Consider the following 19,595-nt stretch of genomic DNA (forward strand, 5'->3'; position numbering starts at 1 on the left):
CTACGGTTGAGGGCAAATAATTTGCAGCGAGAAATTATTTTCTGCGTACCAAAGTTCTGTAAGCTCAGATAGGAAACCTCTGCGGGATCAACTTGTGCAGTTAGGAGGGTTGTGTGGATAACGTCATCGGCTTAGAGATTATAGAAGTTGTCGAGCAAGCGGCGATCGCCTCAGCGCGGTGGATGGGCAAAGGTGACAAACACATGGCGGATCAGGTCGCCGTGGATGCCATGCGCAACCGCATGAATCAAATCCATATGCGCGGTCGTATTGTGATTGGCGAAGGGGAACGGGATGAAGCCCCAATGCTCTACATTGGCGAAGAAGTGGGCATTTGTACCCGTCCCGATGCTGCCCAATACTGTAACCCCGAAGAACTCATTGAAATTGACATTGCCGTTGACCCCTGTGAAGGGACAAACCTCTGCGCCTATGGCCAACCTGGATCAATGGCAGTACTGGCTATTTCTGAAAAAGGGGGGCTGTTTGCGGCTCCCGACTTTTATATGAAGAAATTGGCGGCGCCCCCTGCTGCTAAGGGCAAAGTGGATATTCGCAACTCGGCGACAGAAAACCTGAAAATTCTCTCGGAATGCCTTGACCGCGCCATTGATGAGTTAGTGGTGGTGGTGATGAAGCGCGATCGCCACAATGACTTGATTCAAGAAATTCGCAATGCGGGTGCCCGTGTTCAACTGATCTCCGATGGCGATGTCTCCGCTGCTCTCTCCTGTGCTTTCTCTGGTACCAACATTCATGCGCTCATGGGTATTGGTGCTGCGCCTGAAGGAGTGATTTCCGCTGCTGCCATGCGTGCCTTGGGTGGGCACTTCCAGGGGCAACTGGTCTATGATCCCGCTGTGGTCATGACCAAGGAATGGGCGAATCGCACCCGCGAAGGCAACCTCGAAGAACTCAAAAAAGCCGGCATCACTGATCCCGACAAGGTCTATGAAGCGGAGGAATTGGCCTCCGGCGAAACCGTTCTCTTTGCGGCCTGTGGTATTACGCCCGGTATGCTCATGAAAGGGGTGCGCTTCTTCAAAGGTGGCGCCCGTACCCAATCTTTGGTCATTTCCACGCAGTCGAAAACGGCTCGCTTTGTCGATACCATTCACATGTTCGATAAACAGTTGAAGTCGCTGCAGTTGTACTAAGCGCTGCTCGGTGAAAGAAAATTAGCTCCCTCCCGGTGAGGGGGTTTTCTTTTTATCTTCGGGAATAGCGATGCCCTTAACTCTACCCACAGCAATTACCCTTGCGCGCCTGTTGATCGTGCCCGTGATAGTGGGTCTGCTCTCGTTGAATCACAGTGCCGTGTACCGTTGGTGGGGGGTGGGTTTATTTTTGGTGGCAGCCCTCACGGATTGGCTGGATGGCTACATTGCTCGCCGTCTCAATCAGGTGACGGATTTGGGCAAGGTGCTGGATCCGCTCGTGGATAAGTTGCTAATCTTGGTGCCCCTGTTGCTGTGCATTGAATGGGGAGAGGTGCCCGCATGGTCTGTGGCGTTGATCCTCTTTCGGGAACTAGGCATTGCTAGTTGGCGGGTTCAGCAATCTCAAATTCAGGGCGCCAATCTCTGGGGTAAAGCAAAAACCCTTAGCCAGATTATGGCCGTGGCATTGCTTCTCGCTCCCTTACCGCCTAGTTGGCAGGGGGGAATCCTCATTGTTTATGGGGGGGCGATCGCCCTCACACTGATTTCTGGGGCACTTTATCTTCGTGGTTGAGTGCCAATGCGCCCCGCGAGCACCTCCTGCAACTGCTGGGGATTGATGCGATCCACCCAATAGGCTTGAAAAGTGGGCTGGGTCACCTGATTGACAAAGGTTTGACTCAGGAATGGACGCAAGGACTCGTTTTTTTGATTAAAGACGCCAAAGAAAGCCCCCGCCAGTCCCTTGAAAAAGGGCTGTGCCAACTGTGGGTTCGGGCCAATGAGATCATTGGGAACCGGTAATACTCCCGCTTCACTGACCCCCACTGCCGAGAAGTGGGTACCGGGCACGAGCATGGCAAGGTACTTGGGCTGCGCCTGTAACCATGTAAAAGGCCAGATCTGCTCCTCTAAGGGTGGCGCAAAGACATCCCGACTACTGGAAACAATGAGTGTGGGCACCTTGATATTGGCCATGCCCCGTTCGCCAATGAGGATACTACTCACTGGATTGACGGCAATCACAGACCTGACCCGTGGATCCGCCGGTGTAGAGGGCACAGCGGCAAGACCGAGACTACGACATTGCAGGGGCACTGAGATATTAAAGATAAAGAGATCACGAGCGGCTGCTAGACAGCGTTGTTTGACGGCATTCCAGTCAACAGTCCCCCCTGCTGCCGCCAACACGGTAAAGCCCCCCATCGAGTGGCCAAATAGCCCCACATTATTGGTGTCAATTTTTAGGGCTGGATTTTTCTGAACTAACGCCGCGACAGCATCCACACCAAATTTCAAATCCAAGGGGCGCTGTGCCCAATCCTTTGGCAAGTTCTCGTAGTCGAGGGGTGCCCCGGAGAGAAAACTATTAATTCGGCTGGCATCCGAACCGGGGTGAGTGACTGCCAAAACTGCCAATCCATGACTGGCCAAGTGCTCTGCTAAGTAGGCAAACGTCGTGCGGTCTGAGGCTAAACCGTGGGAAATGACGATGAGGGGGGCTGGTGCGATCATCCCTATGGGGACATAGAGATCTGCGGGAATGGGGCCTGTGGTGCGATTGGGATTGGTGAATTCAAGTTTTTGCTTTTGCCACTGGAAGGGTCCTTTTTGGGCAGGATTAAGGCCACTGGCAGGCAGTGGCGTTCTTGGTTGGAGTTGCGCCAAGCGTTCGATAAAGTCTTGCGCCCGCTGTTCTTGATTCACTGCACGGGTAAAGGCACCCACTGCCTTCAGACCGAGTTCACCATTGACTTTAACACTCTTGCCGGGAAAGGCTTGTAGTACTGAGAGCAGGGTAATGCCTGCGGGGGAACTGGCGGCGGTTTTCAGGGCTTCCCCAAGGGCTGGGCCTCCATTGACATCATTATCTGCCCGAATAACTTGGCCAATGCGCTCTAAAAAGCTTTGACCAATGGGACTTTTGACAAACTGGCTAACGGTTGTTGGTTCTAAGTCCATGCGTGTGGTCAAGCCTTCGCGCAAGTTGGATTCTTGAGCGTTGGGAAGTAGCCGAATTAAAAATCTTAGCTCCGAACTCGCATTCCCCGTTTTGGCAAATGTGGCAAGGTCACTCACTTGGATGTTGAATGTGCCGAAGGGCGGATAAACAAGGCTAATTTGCTCGGCAGCCAGTCCCGCCTGTGCCCAAACGGTTGCTGCTGCGCCCAACAGAGAGAACCACTGCCATTTTTTCCGCGTGCGCGCGATCGCCATCCCTGAGATACCCTCACTTAATCACTAGCATTATCGTTGTTTGCAACGTCACCTGCAACTCCAAGGACTGGCAGCCTGAGGGCTAGGTTCCGACTCTCTGAAAAGGGCTGTAAAGGGCGGCCGCTATGGTATTGTGCTTTTGGAAAAAATGAGGGAATTTGCCCATGAGTGAGGATGCAGTCAAGCAAATGAAGCAGGCCGTTGCCAAAGCTGCTGCCGATCGCGTGCAGTCTGGAATGATTGTTGGCTTGGGCACTGGGTCAACCACGGCCTTTGTCATTCAATTTTTGGGCGATCGCCTGCGCAATGGGGAACTGAGCAACATCGCTGGTGTGCCCACCTCGTTTCAAGCCTCTGTCCTCGCCAAAAAGTATGGCATTCCCCTAGTCACCCTTGATGATGTGGAGAAATTAGACATCGCCATTGACGGTGCCGATGAAGTGGATCCCGCCAAAAACTTGATCAAAGGGGGTGGGGCGGCTCACACCCGTGAAAAAATTGTTGATTCCCTTGCGGATCAGTTCTTGGTGGTGGTGGACAGCAGTAAACTGGTGCAGAAATTGGGTTCTACCTTCCCTGTGCCCGTGGAAGTGTTACCCTTTGCCGTGGCTCCGGTGACTCGTGCCCTGAAAGCTCTTGGGGGGCAGCCCGAACTGCGCATGGGGGTGAAAAAAGATGGCCCAGTGGTGACGGATCAAGGCAACCTTGTCCTTGATGTCAAATTTGATGACATTTCTAACCCCGCCGAACTAGAGAAAACGATGAACAACATCCCCGGTGTTGTCGAAAATGGCCTGTTTGTCAACGTGGCCGATGTCATCCTCATTGGTGAGATTGTGGATGGCCAGCCCCGTGTGCGTGAAATGGCCTAGCAGTTTTTCCATTTCCTGCGAGGAAGCAACAGTTACTTTCCGGTGATCAATCTCTCAACCCATCAGTGATTGAGGTCTCAGGCGGCGACAGGATTGCCATCAATAATTGGGGTATCCACTCCATAGGAGCCTCCAATGTCTCTCCACTCCTTCACCCGTCGGTTGATCACCCTAAGCAGTATTGTGGTTTCAGGTGTTGTGGTTGCTACTACGGCAGCACAGGCAAACCCACCGATTATCGTCAACTGCAACAGCAGTGGCCAAGTTTGCGATCAAATGGCGCATTACAACTTCCGCTCTGAAAGTCCGTATTGGGATTATGCCCTCCAAGTCACTGCGCCTGCTACCCACTGCTCGGAAGTGAAATATTTCACCACCAATCGTCAGGGACAGCGGGTCGAAACGGAGTTCCTTGGCCCCAACCGTTCAGCCTTTTTGCCCATTGGTGGCAACTGGGAGCGGGGGAATCACACGATTCAAATTGGGGCGATTGGACGGCAAGGTGGCTGTAATGTAGGCACGCTCAGTTCATGGGGCATCCAAGTGCAGCCTGCCGTTGTTCCCCGCTAATGAGGAATAAACTCCTAGAAACTTAACTCATCTTCATCTATTCAAGGGTCGGTGGCAACGACACTGACCTTTTTTTGTGCTTATTTTTAGCGCACTTTACCAATTTTCATTTATTTTACTTCCGCGTTAGTATAGCCTCTCCCTGAGCGGATTGCAGCCCCCTGTTCCGAGGGATCCCCTGCGAGGGGTGTCAAATTATTTTCTACAAAGCTACTAAAAATACTCAAAGCCTCCTATAGAGAGACTCCGAGGGATTCAACGCCAAAATCAGACTTTAGGAAATTTGAATAGATCCGTCGGCAGAGAAAACTTAATTGAACTCTTGGGGGCGATCGCTCGTCAAATTATTGGGAAAAATTCTACTTGAGGATTTGTACCATGCGATTGCGTTGGTTGGTATTGGCATTAGGAGTGGCAGGAATGTTGAGCACAGGAGCGATCGCCAGCCGTGCTGGTAAGGAGGTGCCCGCCACGCTTACGGGTCGAATTACGGCGGTTGTTGATGATGATGAAGTCTTACTTGAGGCCAATAACCAACGCTACAAGCTCGATCTACCGGATGCCTGCAAACCTGCCCTGCGCAATGGCGTTCTTAGGGTGGGCGGCGTTGTTACTGCCAGTGGCAAACTTGAACTTGATGATCGCGAGCTAGATGTTTCCGTTGTTCAGATGAATGGGCGTCGGGTCTGCCCATAATAAATGCCGCCAGCGTACTGCACTGCCAATAGCACTGCTTGGTGGTACGGGGAATTGCGGTCAAGTTCTGATAGCAATATTGGAAGCCTTCACGATACCCTTGGGTTAGGGAGGGAGAATGTCACAATTGCGCACACCAAAGGGGACATGCACTGAGGGAATCGAACCCGCTGCTGATTCTAGATGGGTCAGTTGATCATCAAAGAAGATATGCGGTTTGAGTTGCTTGAGAACCCGTATTTTCTCCATACCGCCAAGGAAAAAGGTTTCATCCGGCATGACGCCCCAACTGTTGAGGGTGGTCACCACCCGTTCACTAGCAAGGATATTGCGTGCGGTCACAATCGCAATCCGTAACAGCCGCTGATAGCTGGCATCCTGCTGCTCTTTTGCCATTTCCAATTGTTGAAAGGCTGCCAGTTTCTTAAAAAGATCACTCAAGGGTCCCGGATTATGGGGAATGTTGGCCTTTTGCAGTTCATGGGCTTGAAATTGCTCGAGATCCCCTTGGCGAAAGACGGCTTCCGCTTCATCATCCGCTAGCACACCATCAAAGTCAAAGGCAATCCGTAACTCAGCATCGTCTTCGTGATCGGTGATGGGCGATCGAATCACCATGCCCGCTGGATACCCAGCCGCGATCGCCTGCTGCACGTCCTTGGCATTTGCCGAGAGAAACAGAGACACATTAAAGGCAGGAATGTAGGGATGGGGGGATTTGCCGCCCAAAAATGCGGCGCGGGTAATGTTCAGACCGTAGTGCTGAATTGAATAGAAGACCCGCTGACCAGTATCGGGATCGTTTCTGGAAAGGAGCACGACCTCCACGGGTTCTTGTTCGGGATAGGCACGGTTGAGATTCAAGAAGCGGCGAATAAAGGGAAATGCCACCCCCTTCGGCAAGACATCGTATTTCCTTTCCCGCTGAAATTGGCGGTACTTTTCGGTCCCCTCATTGCGAAAGACATCATCCGCCTCCCCCAAATCAAAGAGAGCACTGGAGGCCACCGCAATCACTAATTTCTTCTCAATTGGATACCCCATTGCTGAGCATCCGATAGTGGGATTCAAGAGCAGTCCGCAATTGGGCGATCGCCCCTTGCCAATCTCCCCACTGGGGCTGACGAATTAACTGCGCCGAAGGATACCAAGGCGATCGCGATCGCTGCCAGAGCCACCGCCAATCCGCCACAAAGGGCAACAGGATCCACAGGGGCTTCCCTAGGGCACCCGCCAAGTGTGCCACAGCCGTATCAATTGTTACCACAGCATCCAACTGCTGGATCAACAGCGCCGTATCCAGAAAATCCCCCATGTAGGGCTGGCAGTCAATCACTCCCGCCTGCTGCAATTGTTCACCCTCGAGGCGCGATCGCTCCTTTTGCAGGCTATACCATTGGACATCAAATTCCCGCAGCAGAGGCAGGAAGTACTCAAGGGGACAAGACCGCTGCGCCGTGGTGCGCGTTTGACTATGGCTAGCCCAAACCAGACCAATCCGCGGTTTGGACACATGAAAAATACTGCGGGGCAGGGGGGTGGGTAACTGAAAATAGGGACTGAACTTGGGAAAGTGGTCTTTATCAATACCTAGGTAGCGCGGCAGACTCAGCAGGGGGGTATGGTAATCAAAGGGGGGAGGCGTCTCCTCGGTGCTTATCACTTCAATCCCCGGCAGTGTTTGACAAAGACGCACCAAGGGCGGGTAAGCAGCAAAAATCACCCGTTGGGCACGCCGTGCCATCAAGGGCAGTAAGCGCACAAACTGAATGCAATCCCCTAGCCCCTGCTCACTATAGACAAAGAGGGTTTTCCCCGCCAAGGATTCCCCTTGCCAGCGCGGTTGCGGATAGGTGCGTAATCCGCCCGTGGGTTGCTGCCAGCGCCATTCGTATTCCTCCCATCCCTGTTGAAAATGTCCTAGCATGAGCAGGACAAGGGCAAAGTTGAGATGCACATCCGCCCCATTGGGGTCTAGGGCAACGGCTCGGCGAAAGTGGTGGAGGGCCGCCTCTGGGTTTCCTGTTTCCAGAAGCGCTGTGGCCAAGCCCGCTTGGGCAGAACTGTTGCAAGGGTTGAGGTCAAGACAGCGTTGGTAGTAGCAGATGGCTCCTGTAAAGTCCGTTTCGCTGAGGCAAATTTGCCCCAGTTGCAATAGCGCCTGTTGATGCTTGTGATCCCGCAGGAGCACTTCTTGGTAGCGATCGCGCGCCGCCGCGAGGTTACCCTGTAGATGCAAAGCGTACCCCAGATTGTAGTGGGCTGCCAACAGTTCTGGATTAGCACTCAAGGCGGCCTGAAACTGGCGAATCGCTGCCTCATAATTTTTCAGTTCAAGATAGACACTGCCCAGATTGTTGTGGACATCGGCTTGACCCGCTTCAAGGTACAGTGACTGTTCGTAGCAAGCACTCGCTTCTGTGAGTTTGCCTTGGGCGTGTAGGCAGAGGCCTAAGTTATACAGCGTTGTGGGCAAGTCGGGATTCAAGGATAGGGCTTTTTGGTAGCAGGCGATCGCGCGTTCAGTGTCCCCCAAGTCCAGATAGGCATTTCCTAAGTTGCTATGGGCTTCCACCCACTCCGGCTTCACCTCAAGGGCGCGTTGGTAGTGGGGTAGCGCAGCCGCCGGTTGGTGCAGCAAATCATGGAGAACAACTGCCAAGCGATAATGGGAAGGGGCATGCCACGGATCAAGGGCAATAGCCTGCTCATAGGCTGCCTGTGCCTCAAGGGGCTGTGCCAGTTGTTCAGCAATTAACCCCAATAGGTAATAGGCCTCTGGCTGCGGGGTCTCTTCAATAACTTGACGTGCGCACTGTTGTGCTCCGCTCCAGTGCTGTTGTTGATACAGTTGCCAAGCCTTTTTTAGCAGCGAGGCGGTTCGCCATCTAAAGATACCCACGGCTATTGTGATGAGCAGTTATTCAAATAATAGGCAACAGCGGTGGCGATCATAGAATTGCCATTGAGATCCAAGGGGGTGGGGTCTTGGGGCGGCTGGGGTTCTGCGTGCAAAAAGTGCCAGTGACCACCAAAAAATTCTTCATGGGTGAGAATTTGATGGAAATGATGTGCCTGCAATCCCGCCACCAAAACAGGCCCTTCAGCAAAATCATCACGACGAATCGTTACCACCGGTACCCCCAAGCGACAGGCCTCCGCGTAGGTGCCATAGCCGGGCTTGGACACGACTCGACCACAGAGAGGCATCACATCCACCGGGCGCAGTTGACGGCCACAGAGCTTCCGTAGGTTCGGTAAGTCCTCAGGGGCACTGGTATCAAAGGTAAGGAACTGCCAATCGGGAAACCCCTTGAGGGTCTCATAGGGAATCGCTTGCAAGCTCAGGCCGCCAAAGGTTAAAAGAACTGTGCGATCGCGGGGAGTGGTGAGGCCAAGGCGCCGCCGCAACTCCTCTGGCTCAAAACGCGGTTCGGCTCCCGTCAGTCCCACGGATTCCTTGTGGGGAAAGGCATTGAGGGGTTCCGCAAAGGGCAGTTGAAACAAGCGATCGCACCCGCTATAAAGATTACTCACCCAATCCGCAATCTCGCTAAAGTCACCGCCAAAGGAGCGATAGATAAAATCCCAGCCAAAGTTACTAACCATCCAACAGGGCACCCCCGCTGCATGGGCGATCGCCACCGCCAAAGGGGGAATATCCGCTAGCACCAACTGTGCCCGATTTTGCTGAATAAACTCTGCCTCGGCGCGGATCAACTCAGGGGCTGCCGCCTGAAGTTCCAAGAGCTTGGCACGGGTTGCAGGCAAATCCATTTGCAAACTATCGGCTTGTACGACCCCCAGATCAAGGGCACGGGGACGATGAATAAACTCCCCCTCCAGATTCGCCTGCAACAACCAATAGGGAGCTGCCGTCACGATCAGTGGCAAGAGATCCGGCACTTGGCGGCGAATGGCATTCACCAGCGCCGTTGTCCGCGCCACATGACCAAAGCCATGGTTTGTGATTGCCACGTAGAGGGTCGGTCGAGCCACAGGTGTGTTCTTGCCAAAACCGATGCAATCTTAACATTTGTAACAACTCTCGATTGGTGTGCCAAACCGCTTTTTTCTGAAGAAGTGCGAACAGGCGGGGAACAGATGGCTCAAATCAGACCCGTCTCGCTCTGGGTGGCTATAATAGATTTATTTCATTCTATTCAAATGAAGCATAAGATAGATTTATTACTGGTATTTATAAACTTGTGTTGCTTTTTATGAAGATATGTAACATACTGTTGACTAGGAGGCAGAGATAAGCATAGCAACACGCTAGACGTTCAACATCTCTGAAGCTGTATGACCTATACCACCGATACTCGTTTCACTCCCTCGACACTGGCCACAGCCGTTCAAGAGGTTACCACTCTTTTCAACTGCCTGAGTGTGGATGACAAACTAGGACTTCTGTGGTTCATCTACACCGAAACGGGTCGTTCGATTACAGCCGCCGCTCCCGGTACGGCTCGCCTACAACTGGCGGAAGGGCTGCTCAATCAGGTCAAAGCACTCAGTTTCGATGATCAACTTCAATTCATGCGCGACTTGGTGGCCAATGTGGACACCCCTCTCACCCGTGCCTACGGTGTCTTTAGCCCCAACACCAAGCTCGCCTTCTGGTATCAACTGGCAGAACTGATGAAACAGGGGTTTGTGGTACCTGTGCCCCCCGGTTATACCCTCAGCCGCGATGCCGATCGCGTGTTTGCAGCCATCAAAGCCCTTGACTTTGGTCAACAGATTACTGTCCTGCGGAATGCAGTGGTCGCCATGGGGGTGGATCCACTTGCCGTCTAATTAAGATGCCATGGGTTACGCAAGGGGGCAATGTGCTCCCTTTTTTTGTCCAGATACAAACCACTGAGGAACTGAAACCATGACCCATCCTGTTCAAGGAAGTCCCATTCTCGGCATTGATGAGCCAACTATAACTGCCTATTTTGCTGCCCTCAATGAGGAACGCTACGAAGATGTGGCCGCCCTGTTTGCTGAAGAAGGAGTTCTCTATCCGCCCTTTGAGGATGCCGTGGTGGGTCGGGGGGCGATCGCCCATTATCTCCACCTTGAAGCCGTGGGTATGCGGGCAGAACCCCTTAAAGGAGAACTACTAAGCACAGAGGGCACAGAACGTCGCTACCGCCTTGTGGGTAAAGTTACACTCCGCCTTTTTAGCGTCAATGTGGCTTGGCAATTTGGCCTCAATGCTGAGGATCAAATCACATTTGTGAAAGTGGATTTGCTGGCAACCTTGGAGGAACTCCTCAACTATCAGCCTCTACGTCAGCAGCGCTAGGGCGACCGGAAAACACCTCGGACTCTAAGGCCTCCACGCGATCGCGCAAATTGTGGAGAATGCCCGAATGACTCAGACGCACCGCTGCCAACTGTTCCCGTAGGCGATCGTAGTTTTCGGGCAGTTGTTGGCGCAGATGAATCACTTCACGGCTAAGGGCATTCACCCGTCGCTCTAGATCCGCCAGCCGTTCAGGCAAATGCTCCGTTTGAATATAAAACTTGCAGACAATGTCAACAATTGCCGCTTCAAGGCTAGTAAATTGATGCTCCCGCTGATAGGCATACAGCCAACTGAGAACATCGGGCGGTAAATGCTCCGTAATTTCCGACTCAGAATTCACGATTCTATCCTGTGGCAGGCTGTACTTCTATTGTGTCGCTTTAGGGAGAGCAGTGGCGAGAGGGTCGAAGCATCGGAATGGACACCTGTAGTCAGGCAAGGCCACTGCCATTGAGTAAAAACTTGGGAGGCGTCAGCCAAAAGAGTTGACTATTACCAAGGGGATCGGTTTCTGGAATCTGCAGGCCAATAATGCCGGCTTTCTTGAGCTGGAGGTGTCCCAAGGCTTTGCCACAGATGAGCAGTTCTGCCCAGTGACTAAGATTGGGTTCATGACCCACGGCAATCAGGGCTCCCTCATGGTCTTGACGCCAGTGGTTCAGCCACTGCAGCCAATCTGGCAAACGACCGCTTGGCGCCAACAGGTCAGAAATCATCAGATCGGGGGCAACCCCCACTTCAAGGAGAATTTCTGCGGTTTGCCGTGCCCGCACTAGTGGGGAGGAGAGAATCAGTTCTGCTTCAATGCCTAGATCCAATAACCGCCGCGCAATCTGCTGGGTTTTCTTTTCGCCTTTGGCCGTCAGGGGGCGATCGCTATCACTGCCTTCAAACACTTCCCGTTCGACCGCGATTCCGTGGCGGAAAAAAAAGACTGTTAGCTCCGTCATAAAGACCTAAAACTTGATTACTACAAACAGTGCCTTACTCCGTACCGTGGAGGACATTGTTCTTCGGATTGACGAGGTGGAGGAGCTTCTGCTTAATCTGCGTATCGTAAACGCTCCACTTGAGTTTAGCGTATTCTGGATTTTCATTGAGACCCGACAAGAAGCCCACGGGAATTTCAAAACCGCCGGCCTGGGAGCGACCGCCACCAAAGAAGCGTCCTTGGCGATCCTTACCAAAGGCCTCTTTGATAAATTCGTCGGGGTCAAGGGTAATTTTTGTTGTGCGCAGCGAACCGATAATCAGTTCCACTTCTTCATCTTCGTCGTGGACGAGGCCATAGACAACGGCAGTGTGGACGTTCTCTTCAGTCACAAGGAAATCCGCCGCTTGGGGAATGGCATCGCGGTCTTCGTAGCGGATATAGCCCACGCCAGAAATTGAGAAATTGTTGTGAATGGAGCGGTTTTTCAGCGATCGCTCGATCACATCCATCACCTGCTTCGAGCGGTGGGACTGCAAAATGGTGTTCAGCAGTTGATAATCAATAAAACGACTCAGGAAGGCGGCTGCGAGAAAGTCCTCTTCTTTGGCTTGTTTGAGGCAATCGGTGTCAGAGCGCAGGCCATGCATCAGAGCCGTGGCACATTTCACGTGAACTGGGTTACTACTGTCGAGGGTGAGTAGCCCCGCTTGCAGGTATTGGGTAAAGATGGTAGCCGTGGCGCGGGTCGTGGGTCGAATGTCTGTAAACTCGGCTTGAATGACTTCTTGGAGACTGTGGTGATCAATGATGGCGATCGCGGGCAGGCCTGCCTCCTGTACCATGGGCAGCAATTGACTGGTGGTGCCTTGGTTGTCAATGAGAACGTAGCCTTGGTAACAGGTACAATCCCGCTGATCTTTATTTTTCGTACCTTGCACCGCCCAGCGCACAAGGGGCATCCCCGTCAGCCGCACTAGGGTGATATTCTCCTGATGGCTCAGGGCACCGGCGTAGGCAATATCGCACTGAATCTCAAACTGCTCAGCAATAAGCTTATAGGTCCATGCCGAAGAGAGGGCATCGGGGTCAGGAAAATCTTGGAGAATAATCAACTGCCGCGTACCGCGATGGCGTTCCAACATTTGCCGCAGCGCTTCGGCACGAGGGTCACTCAAGCGAACTTCCGCCTTGGCCAATTCTGTAGAGGTCGTCTCCGATTTCACCAGTGCGTTACCATTCAGTTCAGGATGAGTAGAACCGACGTCACTGGCAGCAGGGTCACTGAGTTCAAGTGGATAGGGAGATTGCATAGTTGTTTCAGCGTTGGATAACAGGGTTGAACCCAATGGGGAACGCGCAGAAGATAATTGTCGTCACCATACCGTCAACGACTCTATCTCGATCTTGGCAGATATTTTATCGTTTGGCATCCCCCCTTGGACAGCGGTTGCGCCAGTGGCGATCGTCCCATGCTTGGCAGCCTTTAGCTTTTACTTTAGCGATCGCGCTGTTTTTGGCGGGAACCCACAGTGTGAAAGCGCAGCAGGTGTGGCGAGGCAGTGAATTGGTATCCTTGCAGCGAGCCTACGATGAGTGGCAGCAGAAACACATCCTCTATTTGGGTGAAACCCATGACAGCGCTGCTGACCATCAGGCGCAACTGTTGATTTTGCAGGAATTGCAACGGCGGGGTCGCCCCCTAGCGATCGCCCTAGAAATGATGCAGCGCCCCTTTCAAAGCGCCCTCGATGCCTACATTGGCGGTGAAATTACGGAAATGGAATTGCTGGAGCAAACCCAATATGCTCAGCGCTGGGGCTTCCCTTGGTCGCTCTATGCACCGATTTTTCGCTTCGCCAAGGAGCAGCAGATTCCCCTAATTGCCCTAAATACGCCCACCGAAGTCACCCGCCAAGTGGCACGCCAAGGTCTCGAGAGCTTAGGGGAAGATGATTTTCGCTATATTCCACCCCTATCAGATATTGACTTGAGCAACACTGCCTATCGCGATCGCCTGCAGGAGATTTTTGTTGCTGCCCATCAAGGGATGAGCCACAGTATGAATTTTGACTTCTTTTACCAAGCTCAAGTCCTTTGGGATGAAACCATGGCCAAAGTCATTGCTAAACAGCATCAGCGGCATCCCGATCGCCTGATTGTGGTGCTGACAGGGCGGGGTCATGTTTATTTTGGCGATGGCATTCCCCAACGGGTACAGCGACGGCTCTCCCCCAACCTCCGCCAAGCAATTATCCTCCTCAACCCGACAGCAACGGAAAAAGCCAAACCCCGCATTGCCGACTGGTTCTGGCAAAATGATCCCTCTCTCTAACCTAATCAGCCAAGCCATGTTCAAGGGCAAAGCGCACGAGTTCTGTGCGGCTACTGGTACCGGTTTTCACAAAGAGGCGACTGACATACTTTTCAATATTGCGAACACTGGTATTCAGTTGGCTGGCAATTTCCTTATTCATCAGACCCTTGACCACCAGTTGCAGCACACTGGCTTCGCGGGGGGTGAGATCCAGTTGAATTGGGGGAGCCGTGGGATTGCGTTTGCCCTGTTGGACGAGCATTGCCCGCAGTTCGGCAATTTGTTGGGCTAGATTGGCCAGATTGGGTTCGGTCTCATCGCGAGCAGCCGCTTGCCGCCGCAGCAGATTTTTAATGATGGCCACCAGTTCATCGGGGTCAAAGGGTTTGGCTAGGTAGGCATCACAGCCAGCATCATACCCTTGGATGCGATCGCGCTTCATGCCCCGCGCTGTGAGGAAGATAACGGGAATATGGTTGAGATGGGGCTGTTGGCGCACTGTTTCCAAAAAAGCATAGCCATCCATCTGCGGCATCATAATATCCGTAATAATCAGGTCGGGCACATTGGTTTCTAGGTACTCCAGAGCCGCTTGACCATTGGCCACTGCTGTTACTTCAAAGCCACTGTCCTCTAAATAGGCCGTTACCGCCTCGCGCACTCCCGGCTCATCATCCACCAGCAATAATTTTGCTGTCATTGGCTCTCTCCTAAGATCAGTAGGACTTAATTTATCCATGCTCTACCATATTGGCTATTGGTAGTACTTGGGTGGAATATCGAATGGCGATTATTGCGCTGCGGGCATGGTACCTACCGCAGTATGAACCCCTCGAACACATCGAGCAACGCCCCCACGATCTACGGCTCAACAAAAGTAGCTTGCTGAAAACGGCATTGCGGGCAGATTTTCTCGATGACTTAGAAACGGTGCAGCGTTCGGAGTGGTTTCAACGCTATCGCCTTGGGGAAACGGTGGAATTTTATATTGAGGGCAGTGGCAGCTATACAATTGCCAACATTGATGTTCTCAGTCATGAAATCTATTTCATCAAGAGCGATCGCCTGAGTTACTTGGAACCAACCCTCTTTTTCAGTGCCGCCGATAGCCCCAGTAGTGACGAGATTCGCACCGCCCTCAAAGCATTTGTGACCAATACCCCTAGTCGCTTCCCCTTGGAACTGGTCGAAAGCCCACGCTCAGCCACGGCTCCTCTGCGTCTGGATAGTCCCGTGATCACCCAATTGCGTCGCTCACTGCTCTTTATTGCAGATGGGAGTGGGAATGAACAGTTGCATGCAATGGTTGCCCTCGAACTGGGCTATGCCCTAGCCAGTAAACGCCGCAATCAACTCCTTGTTATTCAGCAGGAGCACCCCAGCCAGCGGGCGCCTCTTCCCATTGAAGTTCCCAGTCGCCAGCGCCTCATCTATAGCGATCCCCCAGAGTTAAGGGAAAAGTTGCCCTTGGTGTTGCAAGGACTCCTAAAACCCTTTGAACTCTTTCGGGAATAGTTCAGGCAATTTAATTTCAAGCATTAATGAACCAGACTGCAGAGCAGGTGGGAAGGCACCCCCGCAGCCAATAGGAGCTGTGGTAGGTCTGGCACGATGCGGCAGCACTGCTGCATGAAATCGTGAATCCACTGTTGCAGCGTTTCTGCTTCATGATTTGTTAACAATCTGTCGGTGGCAGTAAATTGGCGGTTATGGAACTGCTCCACTTGAATTTGCACCAACCAACTTTCACGTGGCCGTGTCACTAACCAATAGTTTGTGACAATCCTTTTACCAAGGTAGCGCGCTGCCACTTCCGTAATTTGCTGGCAGTACCCATAGTAATCAGCAAGGGTTAGGGCTTCAGGGTTCGCGGAAGCCAGAGGCGGTCTATCTTTTGTTTCTTTTGTTTGAGCAAATTGGCTAAAGAAGGACGTCAAAACCGCTAAGGTGTTGGCAGAGACAGGGAGCTGGAGGCCAATGAGGTCAAAAATTTTCTGCTCAATGTATTGCAGCTGCAGTGTTTGATTAGGCTCACTCTGTTCTATTTTTTCATGTAACTCAATCAGAAATTCTAATTGGTTAAGCTGTGGGTATGTTAAGTTATCTAAATTAATGTAGCGGTCTAGGTATTCTTGCTCACTAGGGTCATCACCCCTATGGGACTGAACCGCAGGATGCTCCGCTAGCAGGTTTCGGAGCTTGTAACGAGTCACTGGAGAAACATTCATAGCAAATCCCCTTCAGGACTAAAATCAGGAAACAACATTAGGTTGAGTCGAAGAGTTCAGCTTCTGGAATTGTTAAATCCTAAGATTAGGAATCAAGATCTTAGGTTCCCAGCAGATGCAGTTGACAATTGTCTACTGTCAAAGGAAAGATGTAATTGCAGTTGCGTGAGATATACCATTCACTTATAAATCTAAGAATTTGAATTGTCAAGTATCTATTGATACAAGCAGCTTTTATTTACTGTTCTTTAGAATAACTGCTATATAAAGCTGCAAGTTTTAAGCAATAGTTTACATTCGTTTATATTGAACCCAAATTAGGTATCCCAGACTACATCTACGACAGCTGAGTGGCTTGCCGACCCTTATCAGGTAGGGCATGCACTGTCCCTAAAAATCAGGGATGATTGTTTTACAAGCATTTTTTCTCTGACTTTCAACTTCTGACCCTTTATTGAGCCGCCTATGCTTGCTGTTTATCCTGGAAGCTTTGATCCCATTACCCTAGGGCACTTGGACATTATTGAGCGGGGTGCTCGTCTCTTTAGTGAAGTGATTGTGGCGATCGCCCATAACCCTCAGAAAAAAGCCCTCTTTAGCGTGGCGCAGCGGATCAAACAAGTGCAGGCGGCAACTGTCCACTTAAAAAATGTGCGGGTGGATACCTTTGATGGCCTCACCGTTGAGTACGCGCGATCGCAACAGGCAACAGTTCTTCTGCGGGGGCTACGGGTTCTGTCGGACTTTGAATACGAGCTGCAGATGTCCCACACCAATAAAAGCCTCTGGCCAGAGATTGAGACCGTGTTCCTCACCACGTCCAATGAGTATAGTTTCTTAAGTAGTAGCTTAGTAAAAGAAATTGCCCGATTTGGCGGTAATGTTCGTCATCTAGTACCAGCCACTGTTGCAAAGGATTTAGAAGCATGCTTTACTCAAACACCGATCGCATCTCAACGACCACTGGAGTAAATGAAGCGCTTGATGTCCCTTCCGTACCGCTGCAACTCCTGCAACAATTGGAAAAGCTGGAAGAACTCCTGATTCTCGAAGGGACGAAGATCCCGCTGACCGGCCGCAAACTCATTGATGAAGAGCAGATCCTAAACCAACTTGCCCACATTGAACAGGCGATCCCCGAATCAGTGAAGACAGCGCAGCGGATTCTCAATCAGCGGGATGAGATCATTAAACAGGCCCAGCACCGCGCCCAAGAAATTATCCGTGCCGCAGAGCAACGCGCTGCCCAAATTGCCGATGAACTGCGGATTCGCCAGCAGGCAGAACTCGAAGCCCAAAAAATTCGCCAGCAGGTGCAGCAAGAGGTGGAGTTTATGCGCCAGCGCGCGATCGAGGAAATCAATCTGCTACGGCAAAACACAGAAAAAGAACTAGCCCATCTGCGCCAAGTGACCCGCCATGAATGTCAAGAGCGGCAACAGGAAGCGGATGCCTATGCCGATCGCACCCTTGCGGAAATGGAACGCCAATTCAAGGAAATGCTAGCGGTGATTCAAAATGGGCGCCAATACCTCAAGCAGCACCAAGCCCACCGTCAACCCTAGGCAATACCCCAATTCAATTGTCACGCTAGCGGGCTTTCACAGGCTCTAGGGTAAAAAACGTTTGAAAAATTTGCGTATCCACCTCATTCATTTGCTGCTGCAAGTGATCGAGGAACTCGTGCATGCCTTGACCAATAATTTCATCAATCGTCAAATAGTCCAGTTGCGATCGCAGGCGTCCCAGTTGGCGTTCCACGGGCTGGTGCCAGCTCCCCAAGGGCGTCCCTGTAATTTTGTAGAGGGATTTTTCCACCTGCAACAGACAAAAGCGGATCGCGCGGGGAAACTCGGCATCGAGAATCAAAAACTCTGCGACCCCTGCGGGTGTAATCCGATGCGAACCCCGTTTACGATACATCTCATAGGCACTGGCGGACTTGAGGAGCGCAATCCAACCCAATTCATCAATGGGCGTGCCCACATCTTCCACTGAGGGCAACAGCAGATAGTATTTCACATCGAGAATCCGCGAGGTCTTATCGGCTCGCTCCAGTAGCCGCCCCATTTGACCAAAGTGCCACGCTTCATTGTGGCTCATCGTACTATCCATCACGCCGGCAAAAAGGTGACTGGCCTGTTTCACTTGCTCCAAAAAGCTGGCAATCTCCAATTGATCCGGGGCTTTAGCCGCCTCCCGCACCATTGTGTAGAAGGCATTCACCTGCTGCCACATTTCTGAGGAAATCACCTCGCGAATGGATGTGGCATTCTCCCGTGCCGTCCGCAGACAGGAGATGATCGAGTTGGGATAGGTGGTGTCAAAGGTGAGGAACTGAATCACATTTTCAGCCGTGGCCGTGCCATAGTGTTCCTGAAAAAAGGGCAAATCCCCCGTTGTTAGCACTAGGGGATCCCATTGACTTGAAAGACTCGTGGGCAGATCCAGCAGCATGTTCAAGTTGACATCAACAAAACGAGCAATATTCTCTGCCCGCTCAATGTAGCGATTTAACCAATAGACCGCATCGGCAACACGACTTAACATATACTGGCAAGCATTCACTCTCTGCCCACTCTAGCAACCTTTTCCCGTCCTGAGTATATGCAGCAAACCCGTCTTAATACCCTGCTTGATCGTTTAGGCGCCGGGATTCAGGAGCAGTTAAAAAATCCGTGGCGACGGCTAGCAACACTGAGTATTGCCTTTCTCTTTGGGGTGTTCTTGGGCTTAGCCATTTCCTCGAGTGCAGGTCAATTGGGCTATTTAGATATTGTGGCCTCGAGCATCGTAGCAATTATTGCTGAAGTGATTAGTGCTATGTTCTATAGCGATCGCTGGAAACTGCGGCAAACTCTCTTTGGCGAAATTCTCAATGCCTTGAAGTTCGGTCTCCTCTATGGTTTGTTCCTCGTTGCCTTCCTTCTGGGAAGTTAGTTGCTAATTCAATTGGAAACCTCATGAATGAGTATTGCGGCAATTTTAATCGCCATTCCCGACAATGAACCGCCAGCAGACCTTGAAGCACTCATCGCCGCCGCAGAGGAAGGAGACTTACCCAGTTGCATCCTAGAAACTGCATGGCACGGTCTGCAAACGACCCTAGCAAAACGTTTTGACCAGAGGCAATGGCTGCTGCCCACATCTATCCTGCTTCTCTTTTTGGCAAACCAGCAAGGGGCAGGAATATTCATTTACTGTGATTAGCCGAGGCTGGCATTCCCTTGTTACTCCCATATTTAAGAAAAGGGCTGTAATTTGAGTACAATAGTGTGATGCCAACGGCGGCTTGCCCTGTTGGT

General features: G+C 51.8%; 23 protein-coding genes. 13 read left to right on the top strand and 10 right to left on the bottom strand.

The window, feature by feature from the left end; genetic code table 11:
• Positions 1-113 precede the first annotated feature (113 nt).
• Positions 114-1,157 carry a class II fructose-bisphosphatase gene (gene glpX, locus RHH53_RS07300; RefSeq protein ID WP_206199585.1) on the top strand — a complete coding sequence of 348 codons (1,044 nt, stop codon included), beginning with the start codon at positions 114-116 and terminating at the stop codon, positions 1,155-1,157.
• A gap of 70 nt (positions 1,158-1,227) precedes the next feature.
• Entirely contained in the window at positions 1,228-1,734 is a 507-nt protein-coding gene (gene pgsA / locus RHH53_RS07305; protein ID WP_302677929.1) for a CDP-diacylglycerol--glycerol-3-phosphate 3-phosphatidyltransferase, read from the top strand.
• On the opposite strand, the gene RHH53_RS07310 is transcribed toward pgsA, so the two are convergent.
• Complete coding sequence (locus RHH53_RS07310) at positions 1,719-3,377, bottom strand: alpha/beta fold hydrolase (protein WP_310743597.1); 1,659 nt, start codon at positions 3,375-3,377, stop codon at positions 1,719-1,721. The two genes, pgsA and RHH53_RS07310, sit on opposite strands and share 16 nt — an antisense overlap.
• Positions 3,378-3,541: 164 nt before the next feature.
• Here RHH53_RS07310 and rpiA point away from each other — a divergent pair, with 164 nt between their 5' ends.
• From rpiA to RHH53_RS07325, 3 genes are all read left to right on the top strand, one after another.
• Positions 3,542-4,249, top strand: a complete 708-nt coding sequence (gene rpiA / locus RHH53_RS07315; RefSeq protein ID WP_206199588.1) for a ribose-5-phosphate isomerase RpiA — start codon at positions 3,542-3,544, stop codon at positions 4,247-4,249.
• A gap of 135 nt (positions 4,250-4,384) precedes the next feature.
• Positions 4,385-4,819 (top strand): hypothetical protein, encoded by a 435-nt coding sequence (locus RHH53_RS07320; RefSeq protein WP_302676322.1) that lies wholly within the window; start codon positions 4,385-4,387, stop codon positions 4,817-4,819.
• Between the two features lie 378 nt (positions 4,820-5,197).
• Positions 5,198-5,515, top strand: coding sequence for a hypothetical protein (locus tag RHH53_RS07325; RefSeq protein WP_302676320.1), 318 nt, complete (start codon positions 5,198-5,200; stop codon positions 5,513-5,515).
• Positions 5,516-5,620: 105 nt separating this feature from the next.
• Here RHH53_RS07325 and RHH53_RS07330 read toward each other — a convergent pair whose 3' ends face one another.
• Genes RHH53_RS07330 through RHH53_RS07340 form a run of 3 tightly spaced genes read right to left on the bottom strand, consistent with a single transcriptional unit; the run spans position 5,621 to position 9,514 of the window.
• Complete coding sequence (locus RHH53_RS07330; RefSeq protein ID WP_225901520.1) at positions 5,621-6,559, bottom strand: 5'-nucleotidase; 939 nt, start codon at positions 6,557-6,559, stop codon at positions 5,621-5,623.
• Positions 6,543-8,417 (bottom strand): tetratricopeptide repeat protein, encoded by a 1,875-nt coding sequence (locus RHH53_RS07335; RefSeq protein ID WP_310743598.1) that lies wholly within the window; start codon positions 8,415-8,417, stop codon positions 6,543-6,545. The genes RHH53_RS07330 and RHH53_RS07335 overlap by 17 nt, the downstream gene beginning before the upstream one ends.
• 2 nt (positions 8,418-8,419) lie before the next feature.
• Positions 8,420-9,514, bottom strand: a complete 1,095-nt coding sequence (locus RHH53_RS07340) for a glycosyl transferase (protein ID WP_310743599.1) — start codon at positions 9,512-9,514, stop codon at positions 8,420-8,422.
• Between the two features lie 303 nt (positions 9,515-9,817).
• Here RHH53_RS07340 and RHH53_RS07345 point away from each other — a divergent pair, with 303 nt between their 5' ends.
• Together RHH53_RS07345 and RHH53_RS07350 are read left to right on the top strand one after the other, a co-directional pair.
• On the top strand, positions 9,818-10,315 hold the full coding sequence (locus RHH53_RS07345) for an orange carotenoid protein N-terminal domain-containing protein (protein WP_206199593.1): 498 nt from the start codon (positions 9,818-9,820) through the stop codon (positions 10,313-10,315).
• Positions 10,316-10,394: 79 nt separating this feature from the next.
• Positions 10,395-10,811 carry a nuclear transport factor 2 family protein gene (locus tag RHH53_RS07350; RefSeq protein ID WP_302677932.1) on the top strand — a complete coding sequence of 139 codons (417 nt, stop codon included), beginning with the start codon at positions 10,395-10,397 and terminating at the stop codon, positions 10,809-10,811.
• On the opposite strand, the gene RHH53_RS07355 is transcribed toward RHH53_RS07350, so the two are convergent.
• The 3 genes from RHH53_RS07355 to RHH53_RS07365 all read right to left on the bottom strand — a co-directional run bounded on the left by RHH53_RS07355 (position 10,780) and on the right by RHH53_RS07365 (position 13,058).
• A complete protein-coding gene (locus RHH53_RS07355) occupies positions 10,780-11,154 on the bottom strand; it encodes a hypothetical protein (RefSeq protein ID WP_310743600.1) in 375 nt (124 codons plus the stop codon). The genes RHH53_RS07350 and RHH53_RS07355 overlap by 32 nt on opposite strands.
• A gap of 91 nt (positions 11,155-11,245) precedes the next feature.
• Entirely contained in the window at positions 11,246-11,764 is a 519-nt protein-coding gene (gene sixA / locus RHH53_RS07360) for a phosphohistidine phosphatase SixA (RefSeq protein WP_206199596.1), read from the bottom strand.
• 34 nt (positions 11,765-11,798) lie between these two features.
• The gene (locus RHH53_RS07365) at positions 11,799-13,058 is read right to left on the bottom strand and encodes a bifunctional oligoribonuclease/PAP phosphatase NrnA (RefSeq protein WP_206199597.1); all 1,260 of its coding nucleotides are present in this window, start codon (positions 13,056-13,058) and stop codon (positions 11,799-11,801) included.
• Between the two features lie 113 nt (positions 13,059-13,171).
• Between RHH53_RS07365 and RHH53_RS07370 the strand changes: the two genes are divergently transcribed.
• On the top strand, positions 13,172-14,080 hold the full coding sequence (locus RHH53_RS07370; protein WP_310453576.1) for a ChaN family lipoprotein: 909 nt from the start codon (positions 13,172-13,174) through the stop codon (positions 14,078-14,080).
• Between the two features lies 1 nt (position 14,081).
• Here the strand turns inward: RHH53_RS07370 and RHH53_RS07375 are convergent, their stop codons facing one another.
• Positions 14,082-14,762, bottom strand: a complete 681-nt coding sequence (locus RHH53_RS07375) for a response regulator transcription factor (protein WP_302677934.1) — start codon at positions 14,760-14,762, stop codon at positions 14,082-14,084.
• A gap of 83 nt (positions 14,763-14,845) precedes the next feature.
• Here RHH53_RS07375 and RHH53_RS07380 point away from each other — a divergent pair, with 83 nt between their 5' ends.
• Positions 14,846-15,577 carry a hypothetical protein gene (locus RHH53_RS07380; protein ID WP_302677935.1) on the top strand — a complete coding sequence of 244 codons (732 nt, stop codon included), beginning with the start codon at positions 14,846-14,848 and terminating at the stop codon, positions 15,575-15,577.
• A gap of 23 nt (positions 15,578-15,600) precedes the next feature.
• Here the strand turns inward: RHH53_RS07380 and RHH53_RS07385 are convergent, their stop codons facing one another.
• Positions 15,601-16,290 (bottom strand): hypothetical protein, encoded by a 690-nt coding sequence (locus tag RHH53_RS07385; protein WP_302677936.1) that lies wholly within the window; start codon positions 16,288-16,290, stop codon positions 15,601-15,603.
• 465 nt (positions 16,291-16,755) lie between these two features.
• Here RHH53_RS07385 and coaD point away from each other — a divergent pair, with 465 nt between their 5' ends.
• Both coaD and RHH53_RS07395 read left to right on the top strand, forming a co-directional pair.
• On the top strand, positions 16,756-17,262 hold the full coding sequence (gene coaD / locus RHH53_RS07390; protein WP_206199602.1) for a pantetheine-phosphate adenylyltransferase: 507 nt from the start codon (positions 16,756-16,758) through the stop codon (positions 17,260-17,262).
• Complete coding sequence (locus RHH53_RS07395; RefSeq protein ID WP_310743601.1) at positions 17,217-17,855, top strand: ATP synthase F0 subunit B; 639 nt, start codon at positions 17,217-17,219, stop codon at positions 17,853-17,855. The genes coaD and RHH53_RS07395 overlap by 46 nt, the downstream gene beginning before the upstream one ends.
• A 25-nt stretch (positions 17,856-17,880) precedes the next feature.
• On the opposite strand, the gene RHH53_RS07400 is transcribed toward RHH53_RS07395, so the two are convergent.
• The gene (locus tag RHH53_RS07400) at positions 17,881-18,840 is read right to left on the bottom strand and encodes an alpha-E domain-containing protein (protein ID WP_302677938.1); all 960 of its coding nucleotides are present in this window, start codon (positions 18,838-18,840) and stop codon (positions 17,881-17,883) included.
• Positions 18,841-18,897: 57 nt separating this feature from the next.
• Between RHH53_RS07400 and RHH53_RS07405 the strand changes: the two genes are divergently transcribed.
• Positions 18,898-19,230, top strand: coding sequence for a DUF565 domain-containing protein (locus tag RHH53_RS07405; protein ID WP_206199605.1), 333 nt, complete (start codon positions 18,898-18,900; stop codon positions 19,228-19,230).
• A gap of 27 nt (positions 19,231-19,257) precedes the next feature.
• On the top strand, positions 19,258-19,500 hold the full coding sequence (locus RHH53_RS07410; RefSeq protein ID WP_310743602.1) for a hypothetical protein: 243 nt from the start codon (positions 19,258-19,260) through the stop codon (positions 19,498-19,500).
• Positions 19,501-19,595: the final 95 nt, after the last annotated feature.

Source organism: Thermosynechococcus sp. PKX82, from assembly GCF_031583255.1.
Classification (GTDB): domain Bacteria; phylum Cyanobacteriota; class Cyanobacteriia; order Thermosynechococcales; family Thermosynechococcaceae; genus Thermosynechococcus.